This window comes from Leifsonia sp. ALI-44-B (assembly GCF_001984125.1).
Taxonomy (GTDB): domain Bacteria; phylum Actinomycetota; class Actinomycetes; order Actinomycetales; family Microbacteriaceae; genus Okibacterium.
In genome coordinates, this window is sequence record NZ_MTQL01000007.1 from 695,812 (window position 1) to 722,584 (window position 26,773).

Consider the following 26,773-nt stretch of genomic DNA (forward strand, 5'->3'; position numbering starts at 1 on the left):
CTTTCTCGGATGTTCTGTGTCTGAGTGTTCGTTTTTGTGTGTGTCGTCTGTGGCGAGCCCGGCCGGGTTAGAACCCGGGAATCAGGCTCACGATCAGGTCGATCAGCTTGATGCCGATGAACGGCGCGATCACGCCGCCGAGGCCGTAGATCAGCAGGTTGCGGCCGAGGATGCTCGACGCACTCGCCGCGCGATACTTCACACCCCGCAACGCCAACGGGATCAACGCGACGATCACGAGCGCGTTGAAGACGATGGCCGACAGGATGGCCGAAGCCGGCGAACTGAGCTGCATGATGTTGAGCACCGCGAGGCCCGGGAAGACGCCCGCGAACATGGCCGGGATGATGGCGAAGTACTTGGCGATGTCGTTCGCGATCGAGAACGTGGTCAGGGCGCCGCGCGTGATGAGCAGCTGCTTGCCGATGCGCACCACGTCGATGAGCTTCGTCGGGTCGGAGTCGAGGTCGACCATGTTGCCGGCCTCCTTCGCCGCCGACGTGCCCGTGTTCATGGCCACACCCACGTCGGCCTGCGCGAGCGCGGGGGCGTCGTTGGTGCCGTCGCCCGTCATGGCGACGAGGTTGCCGCCCTCCTGCTCGCGGCGGATGAGCTCGAGCTTCTGTTCGGGCGTCGCCTCGGCGAGCACGTCGTCGACGCCGGCTTCGGCACCGATGGCCTTGGCCGTGAGCGGGTTGTCGCCCGTCACCATGACGGTGCGGATGCCCATGGCGCGCAGCTCGGCGAACCGTTCCGCGATGCCCTCCTTGACGACGTCCTTGAGGTGCACGACGCCGAGGATGCGCGTGCAGGGTGCTGCGGCATCCGTCGGGGCCTCGCGCACGGCGACGACGAGCGGCGTGCCACCCGACTGCGAGATGCGGTTGATCTCCTTGTCGAGGCGCCCGGCCACGCCGTGGTTCACCTCGCCGGTTTCGCGCACCCAGGCGAGCACGGCCGAACCGGCACCCTTACGGATCTGTTCACCCGAGGGCAGGTCGACGCCCGACATGCGGGTCTGGGCGGTGAACGGCACGACGACGGTTCCCACCTCGAGTGCCGCGCCCTCCTCGCGCGAACCGAGCCCCTCGTTGCGGGCCAGGTCGACGATCGACTTGCCCTCGGGGGTCGGGTCGGCGTCAGAGGCGAGGGATGCGGCATCCGCCAGATCGCCGAGCGTGACACCGTCGAGCGTCACGAACTCGGTCGCGCGCCGGTTGCCATAGGTGATGGTGCCGGTCTTGTCGAGCAGCAGCGTGGTCACGTCACCCGCGGCCTCGACGGCCCGACCCGAGAGCGCCAACACGTTGCGCTGCACGAGACGGTCCATGCCGGCGATGCCGATGGCCGAGAGGAGCGCGCCGATCGTGGTCGGGATGAGGCAGACGAGCAGAGCGATCAGCACGGGCACGCTCACGGCCGCGCCCACATAGGAGGCGATCGGGTTGAGTGTGAGCGCCACGATCACGAACACGATCGACAGGCTGGCGAGCAAGATGTTGAGGGCGATCTCGTTGGGCGTCTTCTGCCGGGACGCGCCCTCGACGAGGCCGATCATGCGGTCGACGAAGGTTTCGCCGGGTTTCGAGGTGATGCGTACGACGATGCGGTCGCTCAGGACGCGGGTTCCGCCCGTGACGGCGCTGCGGTCGCCGCCCGATTCGCGCACGACGGGGGCAGATTCGCCCGTGATGGCCGATTCGTCGACCGAGGCGATGCCCCAGACGATGTCGCCGTCGCCCGGGATGGACTCCCCGGCGCGCACGATGACCGTGTCGCCGAGGGTGAGCTCGGCCGACGACACCTTCTCGGTGGGCGCGTGTTCTGCCGCGGCATCCGCGTCGGGGTCGTAGCTCGTGACGCGTTCGGCCACGGTGTCGGTGCGGGTCTGGCGCAGGCTGTCGGCCTGGGCCTTACCGCGGCCCTCCGCCACGGCCTCGGCCAGGTTGGCGAAGAGCACGGTCAGCCACAGCCACACGGCTATGGCCCAGGTGAATCCGCCGGGAACGCTCTGGCCGCCCGAGGTGCCGGCGCCGCCCACGAACGGTTCGGCGATCGCGATGAGCGTGGTCAGAGCCGCGCCCACCTCGACGATGAACATGACGGGGCTCTTCCACATGAGGCGCGGGTCGAGCTTGCGGAAGGCGCCGGGCAGGGCCTGGACGAGTTGCGCGGGCGAGATGGCACCGACGCGGGGTGCCGGGGCTGCGCCATCCGACGCCTTCTTGGCGCTGCGGTTCGGGGCACCGAGCTGGCGGGACGAGCCGTCGTCGTCGGAGCCGTCGTGCGCGCCGTCGGCGGCCGGGGTGTTCTCGATCGTGTTCGAGCTGGACATGTTTATGACAACCCTTCCGCCAGGGGACCCAGCGCGAGTACGGGGAAATAGGTGAGTGCGGTGACGATGACCGTGACGCCGACGAGCATGCCGACGAAGAGCGGACGGTGCGTGGGCAGCGTCCCGGCGGTCGAGGGCACCTTGTCCTGCGCCGCGAGCGAGCCGGCGAGCGCCAGCACGAGCACGATGGGGATGAATCGGCCGAGCAGCATGGCCACGCCCAGGGCCGTGTTGAACCAGGGCGTGTTGGCCGTCAGCCCGGCGAAGGCCGAACCGTTGTTGTTGGCGGCCGACGTGAAGGCGTAGAGCACCTCGGAGAGGCCGTGCAGGCCAGGGTTCCAGATCGACGTGCCCTCCACGTTGCCGCGCACCGCCGGGATGGCGAAGCTGAGCGCCGTTCCCGCCAGCACGAGCGTCGGCGTGACGAGGATGTAGAGGCTCGCGAGCTTGATCTCCTTGGGACCGATCTTCTTGCCCAGCAGTTCGGGCGTGCGGCCCACCAGCAGGCCGGCCACGAAGACCGCGATCACGGCGAGGATGAGCATGCCGTAGAGCCCCGAGCCGACGCCGCCGGGCGCCACCTCGCCGAGCATCATGTTGATCATGGGCATCATGCCGCCCACGCTCGTGTACGAGTCGTGCATCGAGTTGACGGCGCCCGTCGACGTCAGCGTGGATGTCGAGCCGAACAGCGTCGACCCGATGATGCCGAATCGCATCTCCTTACCCTCCATCGCGCCCCCCGCGAGCTGAGGTGCGGTGCCGGCTCCCCCGAGCTCGAGCAGCGTCAGGGCCGTGAACGACACCAGGAAGATGGATGCCATGGCGGCGAGAATCGCGTAGCCCTGCTTGTTGTTGCCCACCATGCTGCCGAAGGTGCGGGGCAGGCTGAACGGGATCACCAACATGAGGAACACCTGCACGAGGCTGGTCCACGCGGTCGGATTCTCGAACGGATGCGACGAGTTCGCGTTGAAGAACCCGCCCCCGTTCGTGCCCAGCATCTTGATCGCCTCCTGTGAGGCAACCGGCCCGCCCGGGATCGACTGCGCGTTGCCCGCGAGCGTGTTCACGTCGGTGAACCCGTTCAGGTTTTGGATGACTCCGCCCACGATCAGCACGACGGCGGCCACGGCGGCGAAGGGGAGCAACAACCGCAGGATGCCGCGGCTGAGGTCGACCCAGAAGTTGCCGATGGTGCCCGAGCGGCGGCGCGCGAAACCGCGCACCAGGGCGATGGCCACGGCGATACCGACGGCGGCGGAGACGAAGTTCTGCACCGCGAGACCGGCCAGCTGCACGCTGTAGCCCATGGTCACGTCGGGCGAATACGACTGCCAGTTCGTGTTGGTCACGAACGAGACGGCCGTGTTGAACGAGAGGTCTTCGGGGATGGCAGGGAACCCCAGCGAATACGGCAGGACCGCCTGGGCCCGCTGCAGCACGTAGACGAACAACACGCCGACCGCTGAGAACGCGAGCACGCCGCGCAGGTAGGCCTGCCACGTCTGCTCGGAGCGGGGGTTCACGCCGATGAGGCGGTAGAAGCCGCGCTCGACGCGCAGGTCGCGATCGGAGGTGTAGATGCGTGCCATGTATTCGCCCAGGGGCTTGTACACGAGCACGAGTGCCGCCACGAGCGTGGCGACCTGAAGGATGCCGAACCAGGTGTCCATCAGAAGCGCTCCGGTTTCACGAGCGCCCACACGAGGTAGCCGATGGCGGCGACGGCCAACACGGCCGCGAGGATGTTGAAGACGATCACAGTCTCTCGACCCCCCGGGCGACCAGGGCGACGACCGCGAAAACTGCGATCACGCCGACGATATAGAGAACGTCGAGCACGGCAAGACTCCATCCAGGCTTCCTTCGCGCACCTCGCGGCACGTGGGCACCCGTTCGGCGCCAGAGCCATCAGACACCCGCCCGCACCCCGTCTAAACGATCCTCACGATTTCCTCACGCCCCCTCCCCCGCCCCTCACGAAACCAGAACGCTCGGCCCCAGTGCGCGCCCGTCACGGAGCCCCGCCGCGCCTCCTCCAAACCGTTTCGCGCGCCCTCTCGCCCCGGCGCCCGGCGCCCTTGATGCCTATGCCCGCGCCCGCCCTCTCAACTTCCGAATGCCGCGCACCGCTCGAGCTCGCCGCACGCGATGTTCCACGTGAAACGTCCGGCCCGTCGCCGCCAGGGCGCTCCGCCACGTGCCTGGTGTGCACGCAAAAGCGCCCGCCCTGCCTTCTCGGCAGAACGGGCGCTCTATATAAGGAGTGGGGCGGTCTTACTCGCCGCGCCCCGTCTTCTTCTGCAGGCGGTCGATGTGCTCGGATGCCTCGGCCTTCGTCATATCGGCCGACAACTCTTCGTCGGCCTCGCGGGCCAGCGTGTCGAGGTAGCTTTTCTGCGCCTCGGTGATCGGCTCGTCGCCCGTCACCCAGTCGCTCGGATCTTTGCTCGCGCTCGTGTCGGCGTCGGCTCCCCGACCGCCCAGGGTCTCACCACTGTTGTCTGTCATGCCCCCATGCTAAATCGCCCCACCGACATCCCCCAGGCCCTTGCGGAGGGCGAATTCCGCGGTACGAACATGCCGGGTTATGAATGTGCCGCGTGGTGAATGACAGAAGGCCCGGCCGGTCTCCCGGTCGGGCCTTCTACTCACTGCGTACGATCTGTGCGCGAGGGGGGACTTGAACCCCCACGCCCTTTCGAGCACTGGCACCTGAAGCCAGCGCGTCTGCCAATTCCGCCACTCGCGCGATCGCGACACGCGAACGTGTCAACTCAGCGAGATTAGCACGTAGACTTCCTCCGCGCCATTTGGCGCAGGACCCGCCGCGAGGCGGTTCGCAAATAGTCCTCGTCGCGCCGCGTTTCCGTTGCTCTGAACGCGTCTCTCAGTACATCCCACTAACATGTCCCTAGCCGTTTGAGCACGCTTTTATTGGATCGGGAGACCCGTGGGCATACTGGACAACTTCGAGAAAGGTCTCGAGCGCGCCGTCAATGGCGCCTTCGCAAAGACCTTCCGCTCGGGGCTGCAGCCCGTCGAAATCAGCTCCGCCCTGAAGCGCGAGCTCGACACCCGGGCCGCCGTCGTCACGCGCGAGCGCATCCTGGCCCCCAACCGCTTCCGCGTGCGCATGGCCACGACCGATCTCACGCGCATGCAGGGCCTCGGCCCGGCCCTCATCGACGAACTCGTCGACGTCGTGCAGTCACACGCCACCAAGCAGGGCTACCAGTTCGCGGGCGGCGTGCGCATCGACCTGGCCGCCGACGAAACGCTGTCGGCGGGCATGGTCCAGGTCGATTCGCAGAACGTGAAGGGCCAGGTCAACTGGACGCCGGTCCTCGACGTCAACGGCAAGCGCTATCCGATCACGCAGAGCCGCACGGTCATCGGGCGCGGCAGCGACGCCGACATCACGATCGACGACTCGGGCACCAGCCGCAAGCACGTCGAGATCCTGTGGGACGGCACCAACGCCCAGGCCCGCGACCTCGGCTCGACCAACGGCTCCGAGCTCAACGGTCGCCCATTCACGCAGGCCGCCCTCGAGCCCGATTCGGCCATTCAGATCGGCCGCACGCGCATCATCTTCCGCATCCTGCCGCAGTCCGACGACGCGGGCCGCGCGAGCGCCGGCCGTGCCGACGACGTGACGCGCCTCAACGATGTGAACGACGGTTTCTGGGGGCCCGGCCGATGAGTGAACTGACTTTCCTGGTGCTGCGCATCGCCTTCCTGGTGCTGCTGTGGCTGTTCGTGTTCGGCGTGGTCTACGCGCTGCGCTCGGACATGTTCGGGCAGGGCACGCGCAAACCCGCCGACGGCAAGGGTGCGCGCGCCGCGGGCTCTCCGGCCGCTGCCGGCGCTGCCGGTGCCGGTGCCGGAGCGGGTCTCGCGGCCGCGAGCGCCGCCGCAACGGCAAGCAAGCCCAAACCCCGTCAACAGGCGGCTGCGCCGGTCGCGAGCGGCCGGCGACATGAGGCAGCCACCATCCACAACACCACGCGGCTCGTCATCACGGCGGGCCCGAAAGAGGGGCTCGAGGTGCCCCTCGGGCGCGAGCCGCTCACCATCGGGCGGTCGAGCGACTCGACGCTCGTCATCCGCGACGATTACACATCCTCACACCACGCCCGTCTCCTGCTCTGGAACGAAGACTGGATGGTGCAAGACCTCGACTCGACCAACGGCACCTATCTGGGCGGCAAGCGCATCGCCTCGCCCACGCAGATCACGCTCGGCACCCCGATCAAGGTCGGCGCGACGACATTCGAGCTGCGACGGTAAACACAATGGCCTCAGGCAACAGCGCGGCGATCTCCCATGTGGGCAAGATCCGCTCGAACAACCAGGATTCCGGGTATGCCGGAAACCGGTTGTTCATGGTTGCCGACGGCATGGGCGGGCACGCGGGTGGCGATGTCGCCTCGGCCATAGCCCTCAAGCGCATCATCGAGGCGGATGTCCCCTACGAGACCGCCGCTGAGGCCGAGCTGGCCCTGCAGGAGGCCATCACGGCCGCCAACGGCGAGCTCGCCGACACGGTTTTCGAGCATCCCGAGCTGACCGGCATGGGCACGACGGTCGACGCCATCGTCGTGGTGGGCGACGAGATCGCGCTCGCCCACATCGGCGATTCGCGCATCTACCTCTACCGCGACGGCGAGCTGTCGCAGATCACGGTCGACCACACGTTCGTGCAGCGGCTCGTCGACTCGGGCCGCATCACGGCCGAAGAGGCAATGGTGCATCCGCGGCGCTCTGTGCTCATGCGCGTGCTGGGCGACGTCGACTCGGCGCCCGAGATCGACACGCAGGTGCTCATGACGCATCCGGGCGATCGCTGGTTGATCTGCTCCGACGGCCTGTCGGGTGTTATCGACAACGACTCGATCAAGAAGGCGCTGGCCGAAGAGCTTCCGGCGCACCAGGTGGCGCAGAAGCTCGTCAAGGACAGCCTCGATCACGGCGCGCCCGACAACGTCACGGTCGTGATCTACGACGTCGGTGCCGAGCCGACGCCGGCCGCGACCTCCCCCGTCGTCGTGGGTTCCGCTGCCAAACCGCTCGCCTTCGAGTCGCCCGAGCCGCGGCGCACGGGTCTGTTGCCCGCGCTGCGCCTGCACTCGGGCCGTGCCACACCCTCGGGCCCCAGCCACTTCGAGTCGGCCGCCGAGGACTACTACGACGAGCTGATCGAAGAAGACGCGCGCCGCGCCCGACGCCGCCGGCTCACCTGGCTGGTCGGGTCGATCGTCATCGCCCTCGCGATCATCCTCGCCGTTCTGCTGGCCTACGCGTGGACGCAGACCCGCTTCTACGTCGCATCCGACACCGACACCGTCGTGATCTACCAGGGCATCCAGCAAGACCTCGGGCCCATCTCACTCTCGCACCGCTATGAAGACACCGGCGTTCCGCTCTCGCTCCTGTCAACCTACGACCGGCAGCAGATCGAGGGCACTATCAGCGCCGAATCGCTGAAGGACGCGAAGGACATCGTTTCGAGGCTGCGCACCACGGCGGGGGGCACCGAATGACCGCGGCAGACAACACGCCCACGGTCGGCGTGAACCGTGCATCGGGCCCCGTTGTCGACGTTCAGAACCGCACCAATGAGTTCCGGGCCGACACGGGCGTCATCCGCACCATGAAGAAGCTGCGGCTGCCCAAGAAGCTGCGCAACCGCGAACTGGCGCTCCTCGTCTTCGCGTGCGTCATCAACCTCTCGGCGCTCGTGCTCGTGCAATTGGGCGCCCTGGGTGCCATCGAGCCCGAGCTGCTCATGCTGGGCGCGGGCCTGTGCGTTCTCGTGCTCGCCCTGCACGTGTGCCTGCGCTACGTGGCTCCCAACGCCGACCCGTTGCTGCTGCCCATCGCCACGGTGCTCAACGGCCTGGGCGTCGCCATGATCTACCGCCTCGACATCGCCGAGAAATACGCGGGCTGGAGCGCGTTCTCCACGCGACAGATCGTATGGAGTGCCATCGCGATCGTCGCCGCCATCGTCGTCATCCTGGTGGTGCGCAACCACCGCGTGCTCTTCCGCTACACCTACGTCTTCGGCCTGCTCGCGTTCCTCCTGCTGCTGTTGCCCCTCATCCCGGGCATCGGCCGCGAAGTCAACGGCGCGCGCGTCTGGGTTGGCATCGGTGGCGTCCTCAGCTTCCAGCCGGGTGAAATCGCCAAGATCGCCCTCGCCATCTTCTTCGCGGGCTACCTCGTGCGCACGCGCGAGAGCCTCGCCATGGTGGGCAAGAAGTTCCTCGGCATGCGCTTCCCCCGCCTGCGCGACCTCGGCCCCATCCTCGTGGTCTGGGCGCTGTCCATGGCCATCATCGTCTTCCAGCGCGACCTCGGAACGGCCCTGCTCTACTTCGGCCTCTTCACGGTCATGCTCTACATCTCGACCGCGCGGCTCAGCTGGGTGCTCATCGGCCTCACGCTGTTCCTCGGCGGTGCGGCCATTGCCAGCCAGTCGCTCACCTACGTCAACGGCCGGTTCAACAACTGGTTGGATGCCTTCAGCCAGCAGGCCTACGACGCGCAGGGCGGAAGCTTCCAACTGTTGCAGGGCATCTTCGGGCTCGCCCACGGCGGACTGCTCGGCACCGGCCTCGGCCAGGGTCGCCCGCAGATCACGCCCCTCGCCGAGAGCGACTACATCATCGCGAGCCTGGGCGAAGAGCTGGGCCTCGCGGGCGTATTCGCCATCCTCGCGCTCTACCTGCTGCTGGTCTCGCGCGGCATCGCCATCGGCTTCTCGAGCCAGGATGACTTCGGCAAGCTGCTCGCCGTCGGACTCTCGTTCACGGTGGCCCTGCAGGTCTTCATCATGGTCGGAGGCGTGACGCGTGTCATCCCCCTCACGGGTCTGACGACACCGTTCCTGGCCGCCGGCGGATCGTCGCTGGTCGCGAACTGGATCATCGTGGCGCTGCTCATGCGCCTCAGCGACAGCGTCAAACGAAACCAGGGGGTGTCGGCATGAACCGCGAACTCCGGCGCCTGAGCGTCGTCGTCCTGGCCATGTTCCTGGCCCTCTTCGGCAGCACGACGGTCATCCAGGTGATCCAGGCAGAGGCCCTCGCGAAGGATGCCCGCAACACGCGTGCCCTCTACGACTCCTACGACGTCGAGCGCGGCGCCATCCTGGCGAGCGACGGCACCGTCGTGGCGCAATCGGTGCCGACGGGCGACGAGTTCATGTACCAGCGGCAGTACCCGCAGGCTGATCTCTACTCGGCCGTCACGGGCTACTACAACCCCACGCAGGGGTCCACGGGCATCGAGCGCTCAATGAACGAGTACCTCTCGGGCACGAGCAACACGCAGTTCTTCGACACGCTCAACCGCATCGTCGCCGGCCAGGCGCCCCGCGGGGCGGCCGTCGAACTGACGATCGACCCCGTCGTGCAGCAGGCCGCATCCGATGCCCTGGGCGACCGCCGCGGAGCCGTCGTGGCCATGAACCCCAAGACGGGCAAGATCCTCGCCATGGTGACGAGCCCCGACTACGACCCCAACACGCTCGCGTCGCACGACTCGAAGCAGGTGCTCGAGCAATACCGGGCGCTCAACGCCGACCCGCTGCAGCCGCTCATCAACCGCGCCATCCAGGGCAACATGAACCCGCCCGGGTCGACCTTCAAGCTGGTCGTCGTGTCGGCCGCGCTGTCCACCGGCGACTACACGCCCGACACCGAGCTGCCCAACCCGGTGTCCTACACGCTGCCCGGCACCTCCACCGAGGTCTTCAACTTCACGCGCGGCGCGTGCGGCCCGGGTGAGACGGTGACCATCGCCGAGGCGCTGCGCCAGAGCTGCAACGTGCCGATGGCCGAGCTCGGCATCAAGCTGGGCGACGACGTCATCCGCGCCGAGGCCGAGAAGTTCGGCTTCAACAGCGGCTTCGACATCCCGACCACGGTCGAAGGCAGCGTCTACCCCGACGACCTCAACGCGCCGCAGACCGGCCTGTCGGCCTTCGGCCAGTCCGATGTGCGAGCCACGCCCATGCAGATGGCCATGGTGTCGGCCGGCATCGCCAACGGCGGCGACGTCATGAACCCGAGCCTCGTCGACCGCGTCGTCGGCCGCAACTTCGAGGCCCTGCAAACGTTCGAACCCAGCGTCAAATCAACCGCGATCTCAGAGGATGTGGCCAAGCAGATGACCCAGATGATGATCGCCAACGTCGATACCGGCCAGGCCAACAATGCAAGAATAGAGGGGGTCGACGTGGCCGGTAAGACCGGAACCGCGCAGAACGGTGATGACGATCCGTACACGCTGTGGTTCACCGGTTTCGCGCCGGCTGCGAATCCCGAGGTCGCTGTGGCGGTCGTGGTGGAGAACGATGGAAACCTCGGGCGGCACAGCTCGGGCAACATCGTGGCTTCTCCGATCGCCAAGAAAGTCATGGAGGCGGTGCTGAACAAATGAGACCCACAGCAGGGCTCACCTTCGGTGGGCGATACGAGCTGGAGTCCCGGATCGCCATCGGCGGCATGGGAGAGGTATGGCAGGCCACCGACCAGGTGATCGGCCGCACCGTCGCGATCAAGATCTTGAAAGACGAATACCTGGGTGACCCGGGCTTCCTCGAGCGTTTCCGCGCCGAGGCCCGCCACGCGGCACTCGTCAACCACGAGGGCATCGCCAACGTCTTCGACTACGGCGAAGAAGACGGCAGCGCCTTCCTCGTCATGGAACTCGTCCCGGGCGAAGCCCTGTCGAGCCTGCTCGAGCGCGAGAATGTGCTCCCGGCCGACAAGGTGCTCGACATCGTGGCCCAGACGGCCGCGGCCCTGCAGGCCGCGCACGCCGCGGGTCTCGTGCACCGAGACATCAAACCCGGCAACCTGCTCATCACGCCCGACGGCCGCGTCAAGATCACCGACTTCGGCATCGCGCGCATCGCCGACCAGGTTCCGCTCACCGCGACCGGTCAGGTCATGGGCACGGTGCAATACCTGTCGCCCGAGCAGGCGTCGGGTCACCCCGCATCCCCCACCACCGACATCTACTCGCTCGGCATCGTGGCCTACGAATCGCTCGCCGGCCGCCGCCCCTTCACGGGCGAGTCGCAGGTGGCGATTGCCATGGCTCAGATCAACGAGACGCCGCCCGATCTGCCCGTCACCGTCTCCGAACCGGTTCGCCGCTTCGTCATGTCGATGATCGCTAAGAAGCCGGCCGATCGTCCGTCCACGGCCGCCAACGTCGCCCGCGCGGCCCAGGCCCTGCGTCGCGGAGACATCACCGCCGCCACCATCGCCGTTCCCGCCATCGCTGGTGTCGCCGCCGGGTCCGATGCGGCCACCACACTGCTGGCCGCCGGTGGTGCCGACGACGCGACACAGTTGCTCACGGCATCCGAGCCGCCCGTCACCACCGCGCCCACGCCCATCGACCCCGAGAAGAAGAAGCGCAGCCCGTGGACGTGGCCGCTCATCGCCCTCGTCGGTCTGCTCGTCATCGTGCTCGTGCTGTCGCTCATCGCCCTGATGAACCAGAACAACGCGTCCACCGACCCCAGCACCACGCCGGCCCCGTCAGTGACCGAGTCGCAGCCGGCCGAGACGCCAACGCCCTCCTCTACGCCGACACCGTCGCTCATAGCGGTCGACCAGGCCGAGTTCGTGGGCATGACCTACGACGAGGCCGCCGCGCGCCTGCAGCAGCTGGGCCTCGCGTCCAAGCGCGCCGTCGGAAGCGCCGCCTCGACCGGCGACGACGTGGGCAAGGTCTACTCGATCGAACCCGAGGGCAACCTGCCGCGCGGCTCGGTCGTCACGGTCACGGTCTACGGCGACATCGCGCAGATCCCCACGCCCACCACGAGCCCCACGATTTCGGGATGCTCGGGCGCCGCGTGCACGGTCGAGCCCGGGTCAACGGTCACGGTCACGTGGCCCACCTTCACGGGATGCCCGGCCGGCCAGGAGCTCACGGGCTACCGCCTCACCACCTCCGGTGGCGTGGTGCAGAACGCGCCCGGCGGAGCGGTCAAGTCGAACAGCGCGCAGGTGCTCATCAACGACGCCCCCGGTGCCTTCACGGCCTCCTACTCGGCATTCTGCAACGAGGGCGAAAGCTCGCAGTCGCCGTCGGCCAACGCCACGATCGCCGCGGCGTCGCAACCGACGCCTACGCCGACTAATTGACCTAGTATCAAAAGCTAAGACGACCACGATCCTCTCCCCGCGGGGAGGCCGGATCGTCGAAGAGAAGGAGTACCTGCGTGGCTGACGATCAACGCGTCCTCGCCGGACGCTATCTCGTCGGCGACCTCATCGGTCACGGGGGCATGGCCGAGGTGTTCCGGGGCACAGACACGCGCCTGGGGCGCACGGTCGCGATCAAGATCCTGCGCTCCGAGCTCGCCACCGACCCCGCCTTCCGCACCCGTTTCCGCCAGGAGGCGCAGGCCGCATCGCGCATGGCGCACCCCACCATCGTGCGGGTCTACGACGCGGGCGAAGAGACGACCACGGCCGACGACGGCCGCACGGTGCGCGAGCCCTTCATCGTCATGGAATACGTCGAGGGCCGCACGCTCAAGGCCATGATCTCCGAGGGCCCCATCGAGCAGTCCGAGGCTGTGCGCATCTCCGAGGGCATCCTCACCGCGCTCGAATACTCGCACCGCGCGGGTGTCGTGCACCGCGACATCAAGCCCGGCAACATCATGATCACGCCCGACGGCCGCGTCAAGGTCATGGACTTCGGCATCGCGCGCGCCGTCTCCGACTCGTCGACCACGGTCGCGCAGACCACCGCCATCCTCGGCACGGCCGCCTACTTCTCGCCCGAACAGGCGAAAGGCGAGACCGTCGACGCCCGCACCGACCTCTACTCCACGGGCGTCGTGCTGTTCGAGATGCTCACGGGCCGCGCGCCGTTCCGTGGTGACACGGCCGTCGCGGTCGCCTACCAGCACGTCAGCGAAACCCCCGTGAAGCCGTCCTCGGTCAACCCGCAGGTGTCGCCGGCCCTCGACGTCGTCGTGCTGCGCGCCCTGCACAAGGGCCGCAACGACCGCTACCAGACGGCCGCCGAGTTCCGGGATGACCTCGTGCTCGCCGGTTCGGGCAAGGTCCCGCTCTACCGCCGCCAAGAGGATGCCAGCACGGCGCTCTTCGGCACGGCCGTCCCCACGTCTACGAGCACCGAGCAGGCGCTCCGTCAGCTCACCACCGACACCACGGTCACGCGCACCCAGCGCCGACCCCCCGTCGTCTGGATCTGGGCGGGCATCGCCGCCGTGGCCGTCATGCTCGTCGCCGTCATGATCTGGGTGCTCACGCTGCCCACCGGTTCTACGCTGCCCACCGACACCCGCACGATGCCCAACGTGGTCAACGTGGCCGAACAAGACGCGCTCGACACCCTGAACGGGCTCGATCTCGTCCCCGTCGTGCAGCGCGAGGCGAGCGATACGGTCGACCCCGGCATCGTCATCCGCACCGACCCTGCCGCCGGCCTCAAGGTTCCGCGCGAGCAGAGCGTGCGCGTGACCGTCTCGTCCGGCCCCGAGCAGGCGGTGGTCCCCGAGGTCACGGGCCAGGGCACGGATGCCGCGGTGCAGGCCCTGCAGGCCGCGGGTCTCGTCGCGGGCTCGCAGAACAAAGAGAACTCACCCACCGTGCCCGCCGATACGGTCATGCGCTCCGACCCTGCGGCCGGCACACCCGTCGGCAAGGGCAGCACGGTCAACCTGATCGTGTCGTCCGGCCTCGTGACCATTTCGGATGTCCGCGGCCAGATCTTGTCGGTCGCCACCGAGATGATGTCCGACCCGGCCGTCGGCCTCACGGTCACCCCCAAGCCCGACCCGTCGTGCCCCGCGCAGGCGAACAGTCCCGTCACCAACCAGTCGCTGGCTCCCGGAGACGTGCCCCAGGGCTCGACCATCGAGCTCAGCTACTGCTCGGGCGGCGCACCCTCGACGCCCTCCGCTCCGACGCCCGACGAGGGCTAGCGGCGCCTTAGAGCTGTACGAGCGGGCTGAGTCCTCGCGCCGTCACGGCGGCCTCCGGCAGACCGGATGCCGCGAGCCAGTTGCCCAGCATCTGGTAACCGCCCTGCGTCAGAACGCTCTCGGGGTGGAACTGCACACCGTAGATGGGCGCACTCTCGTGCTGCACGCCCATGATGACGCCGCCCTGCGTGCGGCTGGTCACGGCCAGCTCGGCGGGCGTCGTGCCGTCGACAACAGCCAAGGAGTGGTAACGCGTGGCGGTGAAGGGCTGCGGAACGCCGTTGTAGATGACGCTGTCGTCGTGCTGGACCAGCGACGTCTTGCCGTGCATGAGTTCTTCGGCGACCGTCACGGTGGCGCCGAACGCTTCGGCGATCGCCTGGTGGCCGAGGCACACGCCGAAGAGGGGTGTGCCCGCTTGAAGTGCGGCGTGAACCATGGGGATGGAGACGCCCGCATCCGACGGCTTGCCCGGACCGGGCGAGACCAGCACGGCGTCGTATTCGGAGAGCTTGGCCGCGGCGTCGCCGGCGGCGAAGGCGTCGTTGCGCAACACCTCGGTCTCGGCGCCCAGCTGCTGCAGGTAGCCGTTGAGGGTGTAGACGAAACTGTCGTAGTTATCGATGACGAGTACTCGGGTCATGCGGTCAACCTCCTACGGTGACATCCGTCGCGTTGGTGAGCTCTTGAACCCAGGGGAAGACCCACGTGACGAGGCTATACAACACGATAGCGACGATCACGAGCACGATCAGCAACCGGATCCACCAGGGGCCGGGCAGGATGCGCCAGAACGCTCCGTACATGTCTTGTCCTCTTCTTACTGGTTCTTACTCGATGAGTGTGGGGCTACTTCTGCGCCGCGAGTTCGGCCGGGGGGCCGGCGTCGGTCGGCCGCCACGAGTCGAACACGCCGTAGGCGACGATGCGCTCGGCCGTCGAGAGCTTGGGGTTGCAGCTTGTGAGAGTGATGAACGAATCGGTCATCTCGGTCACCTCGGTCTGCGGCACCGGGTTCAAGACGTCGACGGCCTTGGGCGTGACGTACTCGAGGGTGCGGAACTTGTAGGTGTACCAGCCATCCTTCGTCTGCACGATGATGGAGTCGCCCACCTGCAGCTCGGCAATCTGGTTGAGCGGTTTGCCGTAGGTGTTGCGGTGGCCGGCCAACGCGAAGTTGCCGTTTTCTCCGAGCACCTGCGTGTCGGGATAGTGCCCGATGCCGATCTTGTCGAGCGTGCGGGCCTTGCTCACGCCGCCGGCGATGTTCTGGTGATACTCCGAACCGAAACGTGGAACCTGCAACACCGCGAACGTCTCGCCATCGACGGGTTCGGGAGAAACGGGAGGGGCCCCGAAATCGGTCTCGTCGGACCTCGGCAGGTCACCCAGGTCGCCAGTCCAGCTCTCGCTCAACTGCGCAGCGGCGCTGTCCTGCTCCGCGCGCACCACGATGTCGTTCCACCACAGCTGCCACACCAGATACAGCATGACGAGCAGTCCGGCGGTGAAGAGGAGCTCGCCGAGCACGCCGAGGAACGTCACCTTGGGCGGCCGCTTGGCCGTCTTGCGGGTGCGACGCTCGCGGCGGGTCACAGGTGTGCCGTGGGCAGTGGTCATGGTGGCGATTCTATCGAGCGCTCGTGACGCAAACCCTGCGAGTGCCGTGGGAGCGTCGACGGCCGCCGACAGAAGCGTGCCCGGACCAGCACCGTTCACTCAGCGAAGGGGTCGCTCGTCCCGCTACAATGGGCGGCATGGCACGCACCAAGCAGAACACCAAGCCCCTGGCATCCGACACCGAGCGATCGGGCGAGCAGGCCCCGAACCCTGTGTGGTTCAAGCCGGTCATGTTCGGCTTCATGCTCGTGGGCCTCGCGTGGATCATCGTCTTCTACGTCAGCCAGGGCGTTCTGCCCATTCCCGCGCTTGCGTCGTGGAACATCGCGGTCGGCTTCGGCATCGCGTTCATCGGCTTCCTCATGACCACTCGCTGGCGCTAGCAAGCCGCGCCACCCACGCTTTCGCGCTGCCGAACTTCAGCCGCCGCATCCTGACCCCAGGTGCGGCGGCTTTTTCGTGCCATCGGCGCTGCGTGAGTGACGCGCGCGGCTATACCGCAATTACACGCGTGTAATTATCCCCAGTGTTAATAAACCTGTGGATAACTTTGTAGCCGACTACACAAAGACGTAGGTCAGGCTCGCCGCGACGAGCACGACGGCGACCGCTATCAGGAGTCCGATCTGCAGATTCTTCTGGTTGCGACGGCGTGTCTCGAACAGGATCAGTCCTATGATCGCGCCCACGACGAGCCCACCGAGGTGCGCCTGCCACGAGATGCCGAAGCCGGGAACGAAGCCGATCACCAGGTTGATTCCCACGAGAACGAGCAGACCGGTCATATCGCCGCCGAGCCGCCGCTGAATCACGAGGAACGCGCCCATCAAGCCGAAGATCGCGCCGGATGCTCCGACCACACCCTGCAATGGGTTGGCCAGGAACATCACGGCAAGCGAACCGCCGAGCGCCGACAACAGATACAGCGCGAGGTAGCGCACCCGCCCGAGCATGGGCTCGAGGATGCGACCGAAGAGGAACAGCGTGTAGAGGTTCAGCGCCAGGTGCAAGAAGTTGCCATGCACGAAGGCTGCCGTCAGCATGCGCCACGGCTCGAAGGGCGCTCCCGTGTTGGGCATCGAGTAGACACCCGCATACGACAGAACGTCGGTGACCAGGTTGCCCGTCACCAGCTGCAGCACATACACCACGGCGCAAATCGCGATGATGGCGTAGGTAACGACCGGCGCGTCAGACGATGCGGTCAGGATGGTCGGGCGCACCTGTCGCGGCGCCGATCGCCGCTGCTCGGCCATGCACTCGGGGCACACGACGCCCACGGCGGCCGGGGTCTGGCATTCACCGCAGATGGTGCGGCCGCAGCGCTGGCACAGCACGAAGCTCTGACGATCGGGATGCCGGTAGCAGAAGTTGTCGCGGTCGGGTTGGGCCTGGCTCATGCGAACCTTCAGCTCCTCGGGGTCGGGGCGGATCGACGACGTGCGGTAAGAAAAACGGCCCCGGTGCCGAAGCCCCGCCCGATGGACGAAGGGTTCGGCGCCGAGGCCGCGGAAGCGCTGATCGCGCCAGCCGGGGCCTATGCCTCGGTGACGGTGACGTTCTGGATGACGATGTCGTCGAGCGGGCGGTCGCGCGCGTCGGTGGGGACGGCGGCGAGCTTGTCGACGATCTTGCGGCTGGCATCGTCGGCGACCTGGCCGAAGATGGTGTGCTTGCCCTGCAGCCACGTGGTCGGGCCGACGGTGATGAAGAACTGCGAGCCGTTGGTGCCCTTGCCGCCGATGGTGCCGGCGTTGGCCATGGCCAGGATGTAGGGCTCGGTGAAGCCGAGTTCAGGGTGGATCTCGTCGTCGAACTGGAAGCCGGGCCCGCCCGTTCCGGTGCCGAGCGGGTCGCCGCCCTGGATCATGAAGCCGGGGATGATGCGGTGGAAGATCACACCGTCATAGAGGGGACGCTTGGTGGGCTGACCGGAGGTGGGGTCGACCCACTCGATGTCGCCCGTTGCGAGGCCGGTGAAGTTCTTCACGGTCTTCGGTGCGTGGTTGCCGAACAGGTTGACGACGATGTCGCCATAGTTGGTGTGGAGCGTTGCGACAGCGGTGTGCGATGACATGTTCCCAATTCTTACACATGCCCACCTGCGCAACCCATGTGCCCCTCCGAGCATTCAATGGCAAGATGGGGGCATTCGTCCGCACGAAATCGATGATCGATGGAGGTCAGCAGTGAGTCTGTCACGCAAGCGCAAGAAGGAGCTGAAACGGCTCAAGAACCACGCCAACGATCTGTGGCAGTCGCAGCAGGAAATCCTTGACCACGCCAACGCCGTCGCGCGAGAAGCAGGCCGTCAACTGGGAAATTACAGCCGCGAGCAGGTCGCTCCCGTGGTCCGCGGTGCCTACGACCAGCGTCTCGCCCCGGTCGTCGACCGCGGCGTCAAGGTCACGCACAAGGTGGCCGACGAGGCCAACCGTGCATTCAACAAGAACGTTCTCCCCGCTGTGGGCACGGCGCTCGGCGCGGTTCTCAGCGTCGGCGACATCGCCAAGGACACCCGTGTTCGCTCAGCGCTGAACCGTCTGCAGGGCAAGCCGCCCGTCAAGAAGGGTCCCGGCGCGGGCACGGTCATCGCGATCGGTGTCGGCGTCGTCGCTGCTGCCGGTGTCGCCTACGCCGTCTGGCAGACCTTCCGTGCCGACGACGAGCTCTGGGTCGCCGAAGAAGAGCCGGTTCTGCCGAACCTGTAAACACCGTTCGGCCGCTCCGCCAGCGCGCGGCCACAACGTCAGAAGAGCGCATCCTCAGTGAGGGTGCGCTCTTCTTGTCGTTATCAGTGCCGTTGTCGGTGCCGTTGTCGTTCCGGGGTGCCGGTCAGACGGTGTCGTCGAGCATGCGCATCGCGACATCCACGAGCCCGACTCGCTTGAGCGTCGGCAGCGCCGAGAGCGGATGCCAGGCGGCGTAGTCCGTCGAGCCATCCTCTTCGAACGTGAGGTCGCCGCCCGTCACGTGCGCACGGTAGAGGATGCGGATGGCGTGCAACGGGCCCTGCGCCGCGGGGTCGAGTCGCCGCGTCGCCGGCACGACATAGGAGTCGATGCCGATGAGACCGTCGAGGTCGGCTTCATAACCCGTCTCTTCGAAGATCTCGCGCACCGCGGCATCCGAGGGATCTTCGCCGGGGTCGATGCCTCCACCGGGGAGCGTCCAGCCGTCGTGCCCACGCTCGTTCCAGTGGGCGAGCAGGATGTTGTCGCCCTCGATGATCACACCGTATGCCGCAACCCGAATGTCCATGCGCACAGCCTACGCGGGCATCCCGAGGTCATACGCGGGGATTCCTCACTCGGACCAGGACTACTGCCCCTGTGCCCGCAGCATGTCCTCGAACGACATCTCGAGTGCGAACGGGTCGGCCTGAGGCGTACGCGGCGACGAACCGAGCACGGCGTTCGCCAGCTCTCCGGCGGTGCGCGAGATGCGAGAGGGCAGATCGGCCACCGTGTCGGCACCGTCACCCCAGTCGGAGCTGGCCGCGAACACGCCGGTGCTCACGGGCGCAGCATGCAGGTAGGTGAACAGCGGGCGGATGGCATAGTCGATCGCGAGCGAGTGACGCGACGTGCCGCCGGTCGCCCCCAACAACACAGGCGTTCCGACGATCGCCTCGCGGTCGAGGATGTCGATGAACGACTTGAACAGACCGCTGTAGCTCGTGCTGAAGATGGGTGTCACGGCGACGATGCCATCGGCCGCCGACAGGGCGTCCAGCGCCTCACGCAGTTCGGCCGACGGAAAGCCTGTCAACAGGTTCTTGGTCACGTCGAGCGCGTGGTCCCGCAACTCGATAACACGAACGGATGCCTCGACGCCGCTCTCGGCCAGGCGTGACACCGTGGCATCCGCGAGCCGGTCGGCCAGCAGGCGCGTGGACGAGGGGTTGCTCAGCCCGGCGCTCAGGACGACGATCTTCTTCTCGGTCATGACGGCCCTCCTTAGGCCACAACGCGCTGGGCGTCGCTAGAACGTGAGTCGGTGTCGGTGGATGCCGCAGCGTCGCTCTGTGCGCCTGCAGCGCCCGCGGCGTCCGCATCGGCTTCGGCGTCGTTCGAGGCTTCAGCGGCCGCGAGCTCGGTGTCGCGAGCAAGGACGAGCGCCTCGTGCGTCGGACCCTCGGGAACGTGGGCGGGGCGCAACTTGGCGAACTCGGCTCGCAGCACGGGCACGACTTCCTCGCCCAGCAGGTCGAGCTGTTCCATGACGATCTTCTCGGGCAGCCCGGCGTGGTCCATGAGGAACAACTGGCGCTGGTAGTCGCCGAAGTATTCGCGGAACTCGAGCGTGCGGTCGATGACCTGCTGCGGGCTGCCGACGGTCAGCGGCGTCTGTTCGGTGAAGTCCTCGAGCGACGGGCCGTGTCCGTAGACGGGCGCGTTGTCGAAGTAGGGGCGGAATTCGCGCACGGCGTCCTGCGAGTTCTTGCGCATGAACACCTGGCCGCCGAGGCCCACGATCGCCTGGTCGGCGCGGCCGTGGCCGTAGTGCTCGAAGCGCTGACGGTAGAGCTGGATCAGGCGCATGTAGTGCTCCTTGGGCCAGAAGATGTTGTTGGCGAAGAATCCGTCGCCGTAGTAGGCCGCCTGCTCGGCGATCTCGGGGCTGCGGATGCTGCCGTGCCACACGAACGGCGGCACATCGTCCAGCGGGCGGGGCGTCGAGGTGAAGCCCTGCAGGGGCGTGCGGAAGTGCCCCTCCCAGTCGACCACGTCTTCGCGCCACAGGCGGTGCAACAGCGCATAGTTCTCAATGGCCAGCGGGATGCCTTGGCGAATGTCCTTGCCGAACCACGGGTAGACGGGCCCCGTGTTGCCGCGGCCCATGATGAGGTCGACGCGGCCGCCGGCGATGTGCTGCAGCATCGCGTAGTCTTCGGCGATCTTGATGGGGTCGTTGGTCGTGATGAGCGTCGTCGAGGTCGACAGGATGATGCGGTCGGTCTTCGCCGCGATGTAGCCCAGCATGGTGGTGGGCGAGGAGGGCACGAAGGGCGGGTTGTGGTGTTCACCGGTCGCGAAGACGTCGAGGCCCACCTCTTCGACCTTCTGCGCGATGCGCAGGGTCGACTGGATGCGCTCACCCTCGGTCGGTGTGTACCCGGTCGTGGGATCGGTGGTGACGTCGCCCACCGTGAAGATGCCGAACTGCATGCTCATCGCCTCTTTCCATGTCTATGCATTTGCATACAAACACTCCAACGCCCGCCACGCAAATCTATTCCCGCCCAATGGCGGCGCAGCAAATCACCCGGCAAAGCGAGCGCTCGAAGCATCGCACCCAGATCGTCGCGTTAAGCGACGAAACCCGCCGGGCGGGGACCGGCGGGTTCAGAAAATATTAATGCCCGCCGGACGGGGGCCGGCGGGCCATAGGCACGTGGAGACGAGGGGAATCGAACCCCTAACCCCCTGCTTGCAAAGCAGGTGCTCTGCCAATTGAGCTACGTCCCCGTTGGGGATTGTTGTGATTGGTGAGAATCAGTGACGTTCCCCGAGTGGGGCTACCAGGACTTGAACCTGGGACCTCTTCGTTATCAGCGAAGCGCTCTAACCGCCTGAGCTATAGCCCCGTCTGGGCAGGTTAGACATTACCGGATTTCCGTGGGATTCGTAAATCGGCGCCGTTCCTGCCCGGTTTGTGGTCAGTTGTTGGTGAATCCGACCAGCAGACCGCCCGTGATCTTGACGCTCAGGTTGTAGAGAGCGGCCGTGATCGCGCCGAGCGCGGTGATGACGACGAGGTTCAGGATGGCGAGCACGACGGCGAATCCCATGACCTGTCCGAGACCGAAGAGGTCGGTGAGGGTCATGCCTTCACCGGCGACGGTTTCGTAGAGCTTGTCGATCTCGCCGAACAGGCCGGTGCGGTCGAGCACCGTGTACACCAGGAAGAAGAACACGATTGTGATGACGGCGAGGGCCACGGCGACGAGGAAGGACAGCTTCACGGCCGACCAGAAGTCGATGTAGACGAGCTTCAGTCGCACCTGCTTGGTGCTGGGTCGCTTGGTCGATTTCTTGGCCAGCTTCTCGGCAACAGTACTCATGTGGTTATTCTTCCTTCTCCGCCTCGGCGACCGGCTCGATCTCGGCTGCGGGAACGTCTGCTTCCGCTACGTCGAGATTCCGGTCACTGTTTTTCGCGAGGGCGATGATTCTGTCTTCTTCGGCGAACCGAGCAAAGACAACCCCCATGGTGTCGCGGCCTTTCGCCGGAACTTCGGCCACGGCAGACCTTACCACCTTGCCTCCGGCCAGAACCACGAGTACCTCGTCGTCCTCCTGGACTATCAGGGCACCCGCAAGTTCTCCGCGGTCTTCACTCAGTTTGGCGACCTTGATGCCGATTCCGCCTCGGTTTTGCAGGCGGTACTGGTCGACCGAGGTGCGCTTGGCGTAGCCGCCTTCGGTGACGACGAACACGTATCCTTCGTCGCTGACCACGGATGCCGAGAGCAGCTCGTCGTCGCCGCGGAAGTTCATCCCGATCACGCCGGAGGTGGACCGGCCCATGGGGCGCAGGGTCTCGTCGGACGCCGTGAAGCGGATCGACATGCCCTGGCGCGACACGAGCAGCATGTCGGAGTCTTCCTCGACGAGCAGCGCGCCGACGAGCTCGTCACCCTCGCGCAGGTTGATGGCAATGATGCCACCCGAGCGGTTGGTGTCGTATTCGGTGAGCGCCGTCTTCTTGACCAGACCGTTGCGCGTGGCGAGCACGAGGTACTTGGCGGTCTCGTAGTCGCGGATGTCGAGGATCTCGGCGATCTCTTCGTCGGGCTGCATGGCGAGCAGGTTGGCGACGTGCTGGCCCTTGGCGTCACGGCCGGCCTCCTGCACCTCGTAGGCCTTGGCGCGGTAGACGCGGCCCTTGTTGGTGAAGAACAGCAGCCAGTGGTGCGTGGTGGTGACGAAGAAGTGGTCGACCACGTCATCCGCTCGCAGTTGGGCGCCCTTGACACCCTTGCCGCCGCGGTGCTGCTGGCGGTAGTTGTCGCTGCGCGTGCGCTTGATGTAGCCGCCGCGCGTGACGGAGATGACCATTTCTTCTTCGGGGATGAGGTCTTCGACGCTCATGTCGCCGTCGTAGCCGAACATGATCTCGGTGCGACGGTCGTCGCCGAAGCGGTCGACGATCTCGGTGAGCTCTTCTGAGACGATCTCGCGCTGGCGCTCGGGGCTGGCGAGGATGGCCTTGAACTCGGTGATCTGGCGTTCGATCTCGTCGTGCTGGTCGATGATCTTCTGGCGCTCGAGGGCAGCGAGGCGACGCAGCTGCATCTCGAGGATCGCGTTGGCCTGCAGTTCGTCGACGTCGAGCAGGTCGATCAGGCCCTTGCGTGCGTCGTCGACGGTGGGTGAGCGGCGGATGAGCGCGATCACGTCGTCGAGGGCGTCGAGCGCCTTCAGGTATCCGCGCAGGATGTGGGCGCGGGCCTCGGCTTCGCGCAGGCGGTAGGTGGTGCGGCGGACGATGACTTCGATCTGGTGGGCGACCCACGCGGTGATGAAGCCGTCGAGCGCGAGCGTGCGCGGCACACCGTCGACGATGGCGAGCATGTTGGCGCCGAAGTTCTCTTGCAGCTGGGTGTGCTTGTAGAGGTTGTTGAGCACGACCTTGGCGACGGCATCCCGCTTGAGCACGATGACGAGGCGCTGGCCCGTGCGACCCGAGGTCTCGTCACGGATGTCGGCGATGCCACCGATCTTGCCGTCTTTCACCATGTCGGCGATCTTGATGGCGAGGTTGTCGGGGTTGACCTGGTAGGGCAGCTCGGTGACGACGAGGCAGGTGCGGCCCTGGATCTCTTCGACGCTGACGACGGCGCGCATGGTGATCGAGCCGCGACCCGTGCGATAGGCGTCGTGGATGCCCTTCACACCGAGAATCTGCGCGCCGGTCGGGAAGTCGGGGCCCTTGACGCGCTGCATGAGCGCTTCGAGCAGCTCTTCGCGGGGCGCTTCGGGGTTGGCCAGGTGCCATAGCGCACCCTCGGAGACCTCGCGCAGGTTGTGCGGCGGGATGTTGGTGGCCATGCCGACCGCGATGCCGACCGAACCGTTGACGAGCAGGTTGGGGAACCGCGAGGGCAGGACGGCGGGCTCTTGTGTGCGGCCGTCGTAGTTGTCCTGGAAGTCGACGGTCTCTTCGTCGATGTCGCGCACCATCTCGAGGGCGAGTGGCGCCATCTTGGTTTCGGTGTATCGCGGGGCGGCGGCGCCGTCGTTGCCGGGCGAGCCGAAGTTGCCCTGGCCGAGCGCGAGCGGGTAGCGCAGGCTCCACGGCTGAACGAGGCGCACGAGCGCGTCGTAGATGGCCGAGTCGCCGTGTGGGTGGAACTGGCCCATGACGTCGCCGACGACGCGCGCGCACTTGGAGAAGGCCTTGTCGGGGCGGTATCCGCCGTCGAACATGGCGTAGATGACGCGACGGTGCACGGGCTTGAGGCCGTCTCGCACCTCGGGCAGCGCGCGACCGACGATGACGCTCATGGCGTAGTCGAGGTAGGAGCGCTGCATCTCGAGCTGCAGGTCGACCTGGTCGATGCGGCCGTGCTGGTTGAAGCGCAGCGTTTCGGCGGCCTCGGCCGCGGCGGCGTCGGCTTCGCGGGTGGAGGCCTGCTCGTCGGCGTCGCCGGTCGTGGGGGTTTCGTCAGCCATGTCTTCTTTTCTCGTTCGCTTCGTCTAGCTCAGTGCGCGGTCGTCGTCATCGTGCGGGCGGACCCGTTAGATGTCGAGGAACCGCACGTCTTTCGCGTTCTTCTGAATGAATGTGCGTCGGCTTTCGACGTCTTCGCCCATGAGGGTGGAGAAGATCTCGTCGGCGGCGGCCGCATCGTCGAGCGTGACCTGCATCAGCGTGCGGGTCTGGGGGTCCATGGTGGTCTCCCAGAGCTCTTTGTAATCCATCTCGCCGAGGCCCTTGTAGCGCTGGATGCCGTTGTCCTTCGGGATGCGGCGGCCGGCGGCGATTCCGTCGGCGAGCAGGGCGTCGCGCTCCCGGTCGCTGTAGACGTACTGGTGCTCGGCGTTGGTCCACTTGAGACGGTAGAGCGGCGGCTGCGCGAGGTAGACGTAGCCCTGGTCGATGAGCGGCCGCATGTAGCGGAACAGCAGCGTGAGCAGCAGCGTGGTGATGTGCTGGCCGTCGACGTCGGCATCGGCCATGAGCACGATCTTGTGGTAGCGCGCCTTGTCGGGGTTGAAGTCTTCGCCGATGCCGGCGCCGAACGCCGTGATCATGGCCTGGACTTCGGCGTTGCCGAGGGCGCGGTCGAGGCGCGCCTTCTCGACGTTGAGGATCTTGCCACGCAGCGGCAGGATGGCCTGGGTCTCGGGGTTGCGCCCCTGCACCGCCGAGCCGCCGGCCGAGTCGCCCTCGACGATGAAGATCTCGGAGATGGACGGGTCTTTCGACTGGCAGTCCTTGAGCTTGCCGGGCATGCCGCCGCCCTCGAGCAGACCCTTACGGCGTGCGGTCTCGCGCGCCTTGCGGGCCGCGAGGCGCGCCGTGTTGGCCTGCATGGCCTTGCGGATGATCTCTTTGGCCTGCAGCGGGTTGCGGCCGAACCAGTCGCCCAGCTGATCGCCGGCGACCTTCTGCACGAACGCCTTGGCCTCGGTGTTGCCGAGCTTGGTCTTCGTCTGGCCCTCGAACTGAGGCTCGCCGAGCTTGACCGAGATGACGGCCGTCAGGCCCTCGCGCACGTCTTCACCCGAGAGGTTGTCGTCCTTCTCTTTGAGGATGCCTTTTTCCCGCGCGTACTTGTTCACGAGCGAGGTGAGCGCGGCGCGGAAGCCTTCTTCGTGCGTGCCACCCTCGTGCGTGTTGATGGTGTTGGCGTAGGTGTGGACGCTCTCGGTGTATGCCGTCGTCCACTGCATGGCCACCTCGAGCGCGATCTTGCGCTCGGTGTCTTCGGATTCAAACGAGATCACATCGTCGTGCACCATCTCGGAACGCTTGGCCTGGTTCAGGTATTCGACGTAGTCGACGAGGCCGCGCTCGTACAGGAACACGTCGGAACGCTCGGCGTTCTCCTCGACCGTGACGTCTTCGCCCTCGGTGGCGGCGTCTTCGCCGGTCTCGACGACGACCTGGCCGGCGCGCTCGTCGCGCAGGGCGATCTTGAGGCCCTTGTTCAGGAACGCCATCTGCTGAAAACGCGTGCGCAGCGTGTCGTAGTCGAAGTCGACGGTCTCGAAGATGTCGTCGTTCGGCCAGAAGGTGATGGTGGTGCCGGTCTTGTCGGTCGCCTCGCCCTTTTCGAGAGGCGCGTCGGGCACACCGTTTTGGAAGCTCTGACGGTAGACGTTGCCCTGGCGGCTCACCGCGACATCCAACTTCTTGGAGAGGGCGTTGACCACCGAGCTGCCGACGCCGTGCAGGCCACCCGAGACGGCATATCCACCGCCGCCGAACTTGCCACCGGCGTGCAGGATGGTGAGCACGACCTCGACGGTCGATTTCTTCTCGACGGGGTGGATGTCGACCGGGATGCCTCGACCGTTGTCGATCACGCGGACAGCGCCGTCGGCGAGGATCGTGATGTCGATAGTGTCGCAGTAGCCGGCGAGGGCCTCATCGACGGAGTTGTCGACGATCTCGTACACGAGGTGGTGCAGACCGCGGGGGCCCGTCGAACCGATGTACATACCCGGGCGCTTGCGAACGGCTTCGAGCCCCTCGAGAACCTGGATATCGTTGGCGCCGTATTCGTGCTGCGTCGTACCGCTTTTCGGTTCTGATGACATATGAAATTGGGCTCCAAACCGTCTGTTACTCGACAGTCGATTCTATCA

The 26,773-nt window shown here is 66.5% G+C and carries 24 protein-coding genes and 3 tRNA genes; 9 read left to right on the forward strand and 18 right to left on the reverse strand.

Annotated elements, in window-relative coordinates; all coding sequences use genetic code 11:
• Nucleotides 1-67: 67 nt before the first annotated feature.
• The 5 genes from kdpB to ALI44B_RS10330 form a co-directional block, all read right to left on the reverse strand.
• A complete protein-coding gene (gene kdpB / locus ALI44B_RS10310) occupies nucleotides 68-2,335 on the reverse strand; it encodes a potassium-transporting ATPase subunit KdpB (protein ID WP_083709873.1) in 2,268 nt (755 codons plus the stop codon).
• A gap of 2 nt (nucleotides 2,336-2,337) precedes the next feature.
• On the reverse strand, nucleotides 2,338-4,011 hold the full coding sequence (kdpA, locus tag ALI44B_RS10315) for a potassium-transporting ATPase subunit KdpA (RefSeq protein WP_077054597.1): 1,674 nt from the start codon (nucleotides 4,009-4,011) through the stop codon (nucleotides 2,338-2,340).
• The gene (locus tag ALI44B_RS15925; protein ID WP_077054598.1) at nucleotides 4,011-4,100 is read right to left on the reverse strand and encodes a potassium-transporting ATPase subunit F; all 90 of its coding nucleotides are present in this window, start codon (nucleotides 4,098-4,100) and stop codon (nucleotides 4,011-4,013) included. Before ALI44B_RS15925 ends, kdpA begins: the two co-directional genes overlap by 1 nt.
• Before the next feature lie 515 nt (nucleotides 4,101-4,615).
• Nucleotides 4,616-4,849: a DUF3072 domain-containing protein gene (locus ALI44B_RS10325; protein WP_077054599.1), complete on the reverse strand. Its 234-nt coding sequence runs from the start codon at nucleotides 4,847-4,849 to the stop codon at nucleotides 4,616-4,618.
• 157 nt (nucleotides 4,850-5,006) lie between these two features.
• Nucleotides 5,007-5,090 (reverse strand) — tRNA-Leu (locus tag ALI44B_RS10330).
• Between the two features lie 201 nt (nucleotides 5,091-5,291).
• Here ALI44B_RS10330 and ALI44B_RS10335 point away from each other — a divergent pair.
• The 7 genes from ALI44B_RS10335 to pknB all read left to right on the forward strand — a co-directional run bounded on the left by ALI44B_RS10335 (nucleotide 5,292) and on the right by pknB (nucleotide 14,330).
• Complete coding sequence (locus ALI44B_RS10335; RefSeq protein ID WP_077054600.1) at nucleotides 5,292-6,044, forward strand: FHA domain-containing protein; 753 nt, start codon at nucleotides 5,292-5,294, stop codon at nucleotides 6,042-6,044.
• Nucleotides 6,041-6,631 (forward strand): FHA domain-containing protein FhaB/FipA, encoded by a 591-nt coding sequence (locus ALI44B_RS10340; RefSeq protein WP_077054601.1) that lies wholly within the window; start codon nucleotides 6,041-6,043, stop codon nucleotides 6,629-6,631. Before ALI44B_RS10335 ends, ALI44B_RS10340 begins: the two co-directional genes overlap by 4 nt.
• Nucleotides 6,632-6,636: 5 nt before the next feature.
• Nucleotides 6,637-7,884 (forward strand): Stp1/IreP family PP2C-type Ser/Thr phosphatase, encoded by a 1,248-nt coding sequence (locus ALI44B_RS10345; RefSeq protein WP_077054602.1) that lies wholly within the window; start codon nucleotides 6,637-6,639, stop codon nucleotides 7,882-7,884.
• 110 nt (nucleotides 7,885-7,994) lie between these two features.
• A complete protein-coding gene (locus ALI44B_RS10350) occupies nucleotides 7,995-9,335 on the forward strand; it encodes an FtsW/RodA/SpoVE family cell cycle protein (RefSeq protein WP_077055527.1) in 1,341 nt (446 codons plus the stop codon).
• Nucleotides 9,332-10,789 (forward strand): peptidoglycan D,D-transpeptidase FtsI family protein, encoded by a 1,458-nt coding sequence (locus tag ALI44B_RS10355; RefSeq protein WP_077054603.1) that lies wholly within the window; start codon nucleotides 9,332-9,334, stop codon nucleotides 10,787-10,789. The genes ALI44B_RS10350 and ALI44B_RS10355 overlap by 4 nt, the downstream gene beginning before the upstream one ends.
• Nucleotides 10,786-12,513, forward strand: coding sequence for a protein kinase domain-containing protein (locus ALI44B_RS10360; RefSeq protein WP_077054604.1), 1,728 nt, complete (start codon nucleotides 10,786-10,788; stop codon nucleotides 12,511-12,513). Before ALI44B_RS10355 ends, ALI44B_RS10360 begins: the two co-directional genes overlap by 4 nt.
• 77 nt (nucleotides 12,514-12,590) lie before the next feature.
• Nucleotides 12,591-14,330: a Stk1 family PASTA domain-containing Ser/Thr kinase gene (pknB, locus tag ALI44B_RS10365; protein WP_077054605.1), complete on the forward strand. Its 1,740-nt coding sequence runs from the start codon at nucleotides 12,591-12,593 to the stop codon at nucleotides 14,328-14,330.
• A gap of 7 nt (nucleotides 14,331-14,337) precedes the next feature.
• On the opposite strand, the gene ALI44B_RS10370 is transcribed toward pknB, so the two are convergent.
• Genes ALI44B_RS10370 through ALI44B_RS10375 form a run of 3 tightly spaced genes read right to left on the reverse strand, consistent with a single transcriptional unit; the run spans nucleotide 14,338 to nucleotide 15,950 of the window.
• Nucleotides 14,338-14,973: an anthranilate synthase component II gene (locus tag ALI44B_RS10370; protein WP_077054606.1), complete on the reverse strand. Its 636-nt coding sequence runs from the start codon at nucleotides 14,971-14,973 to the stop codon at nucleotides 14,338-14,340.
• Between the two features lie 4 nt (nucleotides 14,974-14,977).
• Nucleotides 14,978-15,136, reverse strand: coding sequence for a hypothetical protein (locus ALI44B_RS16165; RefSeq protein WP_179100253.1), 159 nt, complete (start codon nucleotides 15,134-15,136; stop codon nucleotides 14,978-14,980).
• Between the two features lie 43 nt (nucleotides 15,137-15,179).
• Nucleotides 15,180-15,950: a class E sortase gene (locus ALI44B_RS10375; RefSeq protein WP_077054607.1), complete on the reverse strand. Its 771-nt coding sequence runs from the start codon at nucleotides 15,948-15,950 to the stop codon at nucleotides 15,180-15,182.
• A 137-nt stretch (nucleotides 15,951-16,087) separates the two neighbouring features.
• Between ALI44B_RS10375 and ALI44B_RS10380 the strand changes: the two genes are divergently transcribed.
• Complete coding sequence (locus tag ALI44B_RS10380) at nucleotides 16,088-16,333, forward strand: cell division protein CrgA (protein ID WP_077055528.1); 246 nt, start codon at nucleotides 16,088-16,090, stop codon at nucleotides 16,331-16,333.
• A gap of 177 nt (nucleotides 16,334-16,510) precedes the next feature.
• Here ALI44B_RS10380 and ALI44B_RS10385 read toward each other — a convergent pair whose 3' ends face one another.
• Both ALI44B_RS10385 and ALI44B_RS10390 read right to left on the reverse strand, forming a co-directional pair.
• Entirely contained in the window at nucleotides 16,511-17,350 is an 840-nt protein-coding gene (locus ALI44B_RS10385) for a rhomboid family intramembrane serine protease (RefSeq protein ID WP_077054608.1), read from the reverse strand.
• 137 nt (nucleotides 17,351-17,487) lie between these two features.
• Nucleotides 17,488-18,027 (reverse strand): peptidylprolyl isomerase, encoded by a 540-nt coding sequence (locus ALI44B_RS10390; RefSeq protein WP_077054609.1) that lies wholly within the window; start codon nucleotides 18,025-18,027, stop codon nucleotides 17,488-17,490.
• Between the two features lie 112 nt (nucleotides 18,028-18,139).
• On the opposite strand from ALI44B_RS10390, the gene ALI44B_RS10395 reads away from it, so the two are divergent.
• The gene (locus tag ALI44B_RS10395; protein WP_077054610.1) at nucleotides 18,140-18,661 is read left to right on the forward strand and encodes a hypothetical protein; all 522 of its coding nucleotides are present in this window, start codon (nucleotides 18,140-18,142) and stop codon (nucleotides 18,659-18,661) included.
• A 124-nt stretch (nucleotides 18,662-18,785) separates the two neighbouring features.
• On the opposite strand, the gene ALI44B_RS10400 is transcribed toward ALI44B_RS10395, so the two are convergent.
• From ALI44B_RS10400 to gyrB, 8 genes are all read right to left on the reverse strand, one after another.
• Nucleotides 18,786-19,211: an NUDIX hydrolase gene (locus ALI44B_RS10400; RefSeq protein WP_077054611.1), complete on the reverse strand. Its 426-nt coding sequence runs from the start codon at nucleotides 19,209-19,211 to the stop codon at nucleotides 18,786-18,788.
• A gap of 60 nt (nucleotides 19,212-19,271) precedes the next feature.
• A complete protein-coding gene (locus ALI44B_RS10405; protein WP_077054612.1) occupies nucleotides 19,272-19,898 on the reverse strand; it encodes an FMN reductase in 627 nt (208 codons plus the stop codon).
• Between the two features lie 11 nt (nucleotides 19,899-19,909).
• Nucleotides 19,910-21,121, reverse strand: coding sequence for an LLM class flavin-dependent oxidoreductase (locus ALI44B_RS10410; RefSeq protein WP_083710152.1), 1,212 nt, complete (start codon nucleotides 21,119-21,121; stop codon nucleotides 19,910-19,912).
• Nucleotides 21,122-21,348: 227 nt separating this feature from the next.
• Nucleotides 21,349-21,421, reverse strand: a tRNA-Ala gene (locus tag ALI44B_RS10415).
• Between the two features lie 45 nt (nucleotides 21,422-21,466).
• A tRNA-Ile gene (locus ALI44B_RS10420) sits at nucleotides 21,467-21,540 on the reverse strand.
• A gap of 72 nt (nucleotides 21,541-21,612) precedes the next feature.
• The gene (locus tag ALI44B_RS10425; RefSeq protein ID WP_077054613.1) at nucleotides 21,613-22,017 is read right to left on the reverse strand and encodes a DUF3566 domain-containing protein; all 405 of its coding nucleotides are present in this window, start codon (nucleotides 22,015-22,017) and stop codon (nucleotides 21,613-21,615) included.
• Between the two features lie 4 nt (nucleotides 22,018-22,021).
• A complete protein-coding gene (gene gyrA / locus ALI44B_RS10430) occupies nucleotides 22,022-24,631 on the reverse strand; it encodes a DNA gyrase subunit A (protein ID WP_083709878.1) in 2,610 nt (869 codons plus the stop codon).
• Nucleotides 24,632-24,697: 66 nt separating this feature from the next.
• On the reverse strand, nucleotides 24,698-26,725 hold the full coding sequence (gene gyrB / locus ALI44B_RS10435) for a DNA topoisomerase (ATP-hydrolyzing) subunit B (RefSeq protein WP_077054614.1): 2,028 nt from the start codon (nucleotides 26,723-26,725) through the stop codon (nucleotides 24,698-24,700).
• Nucleotides 26,726-26,773: the final 48 nt, after the last annotated feature.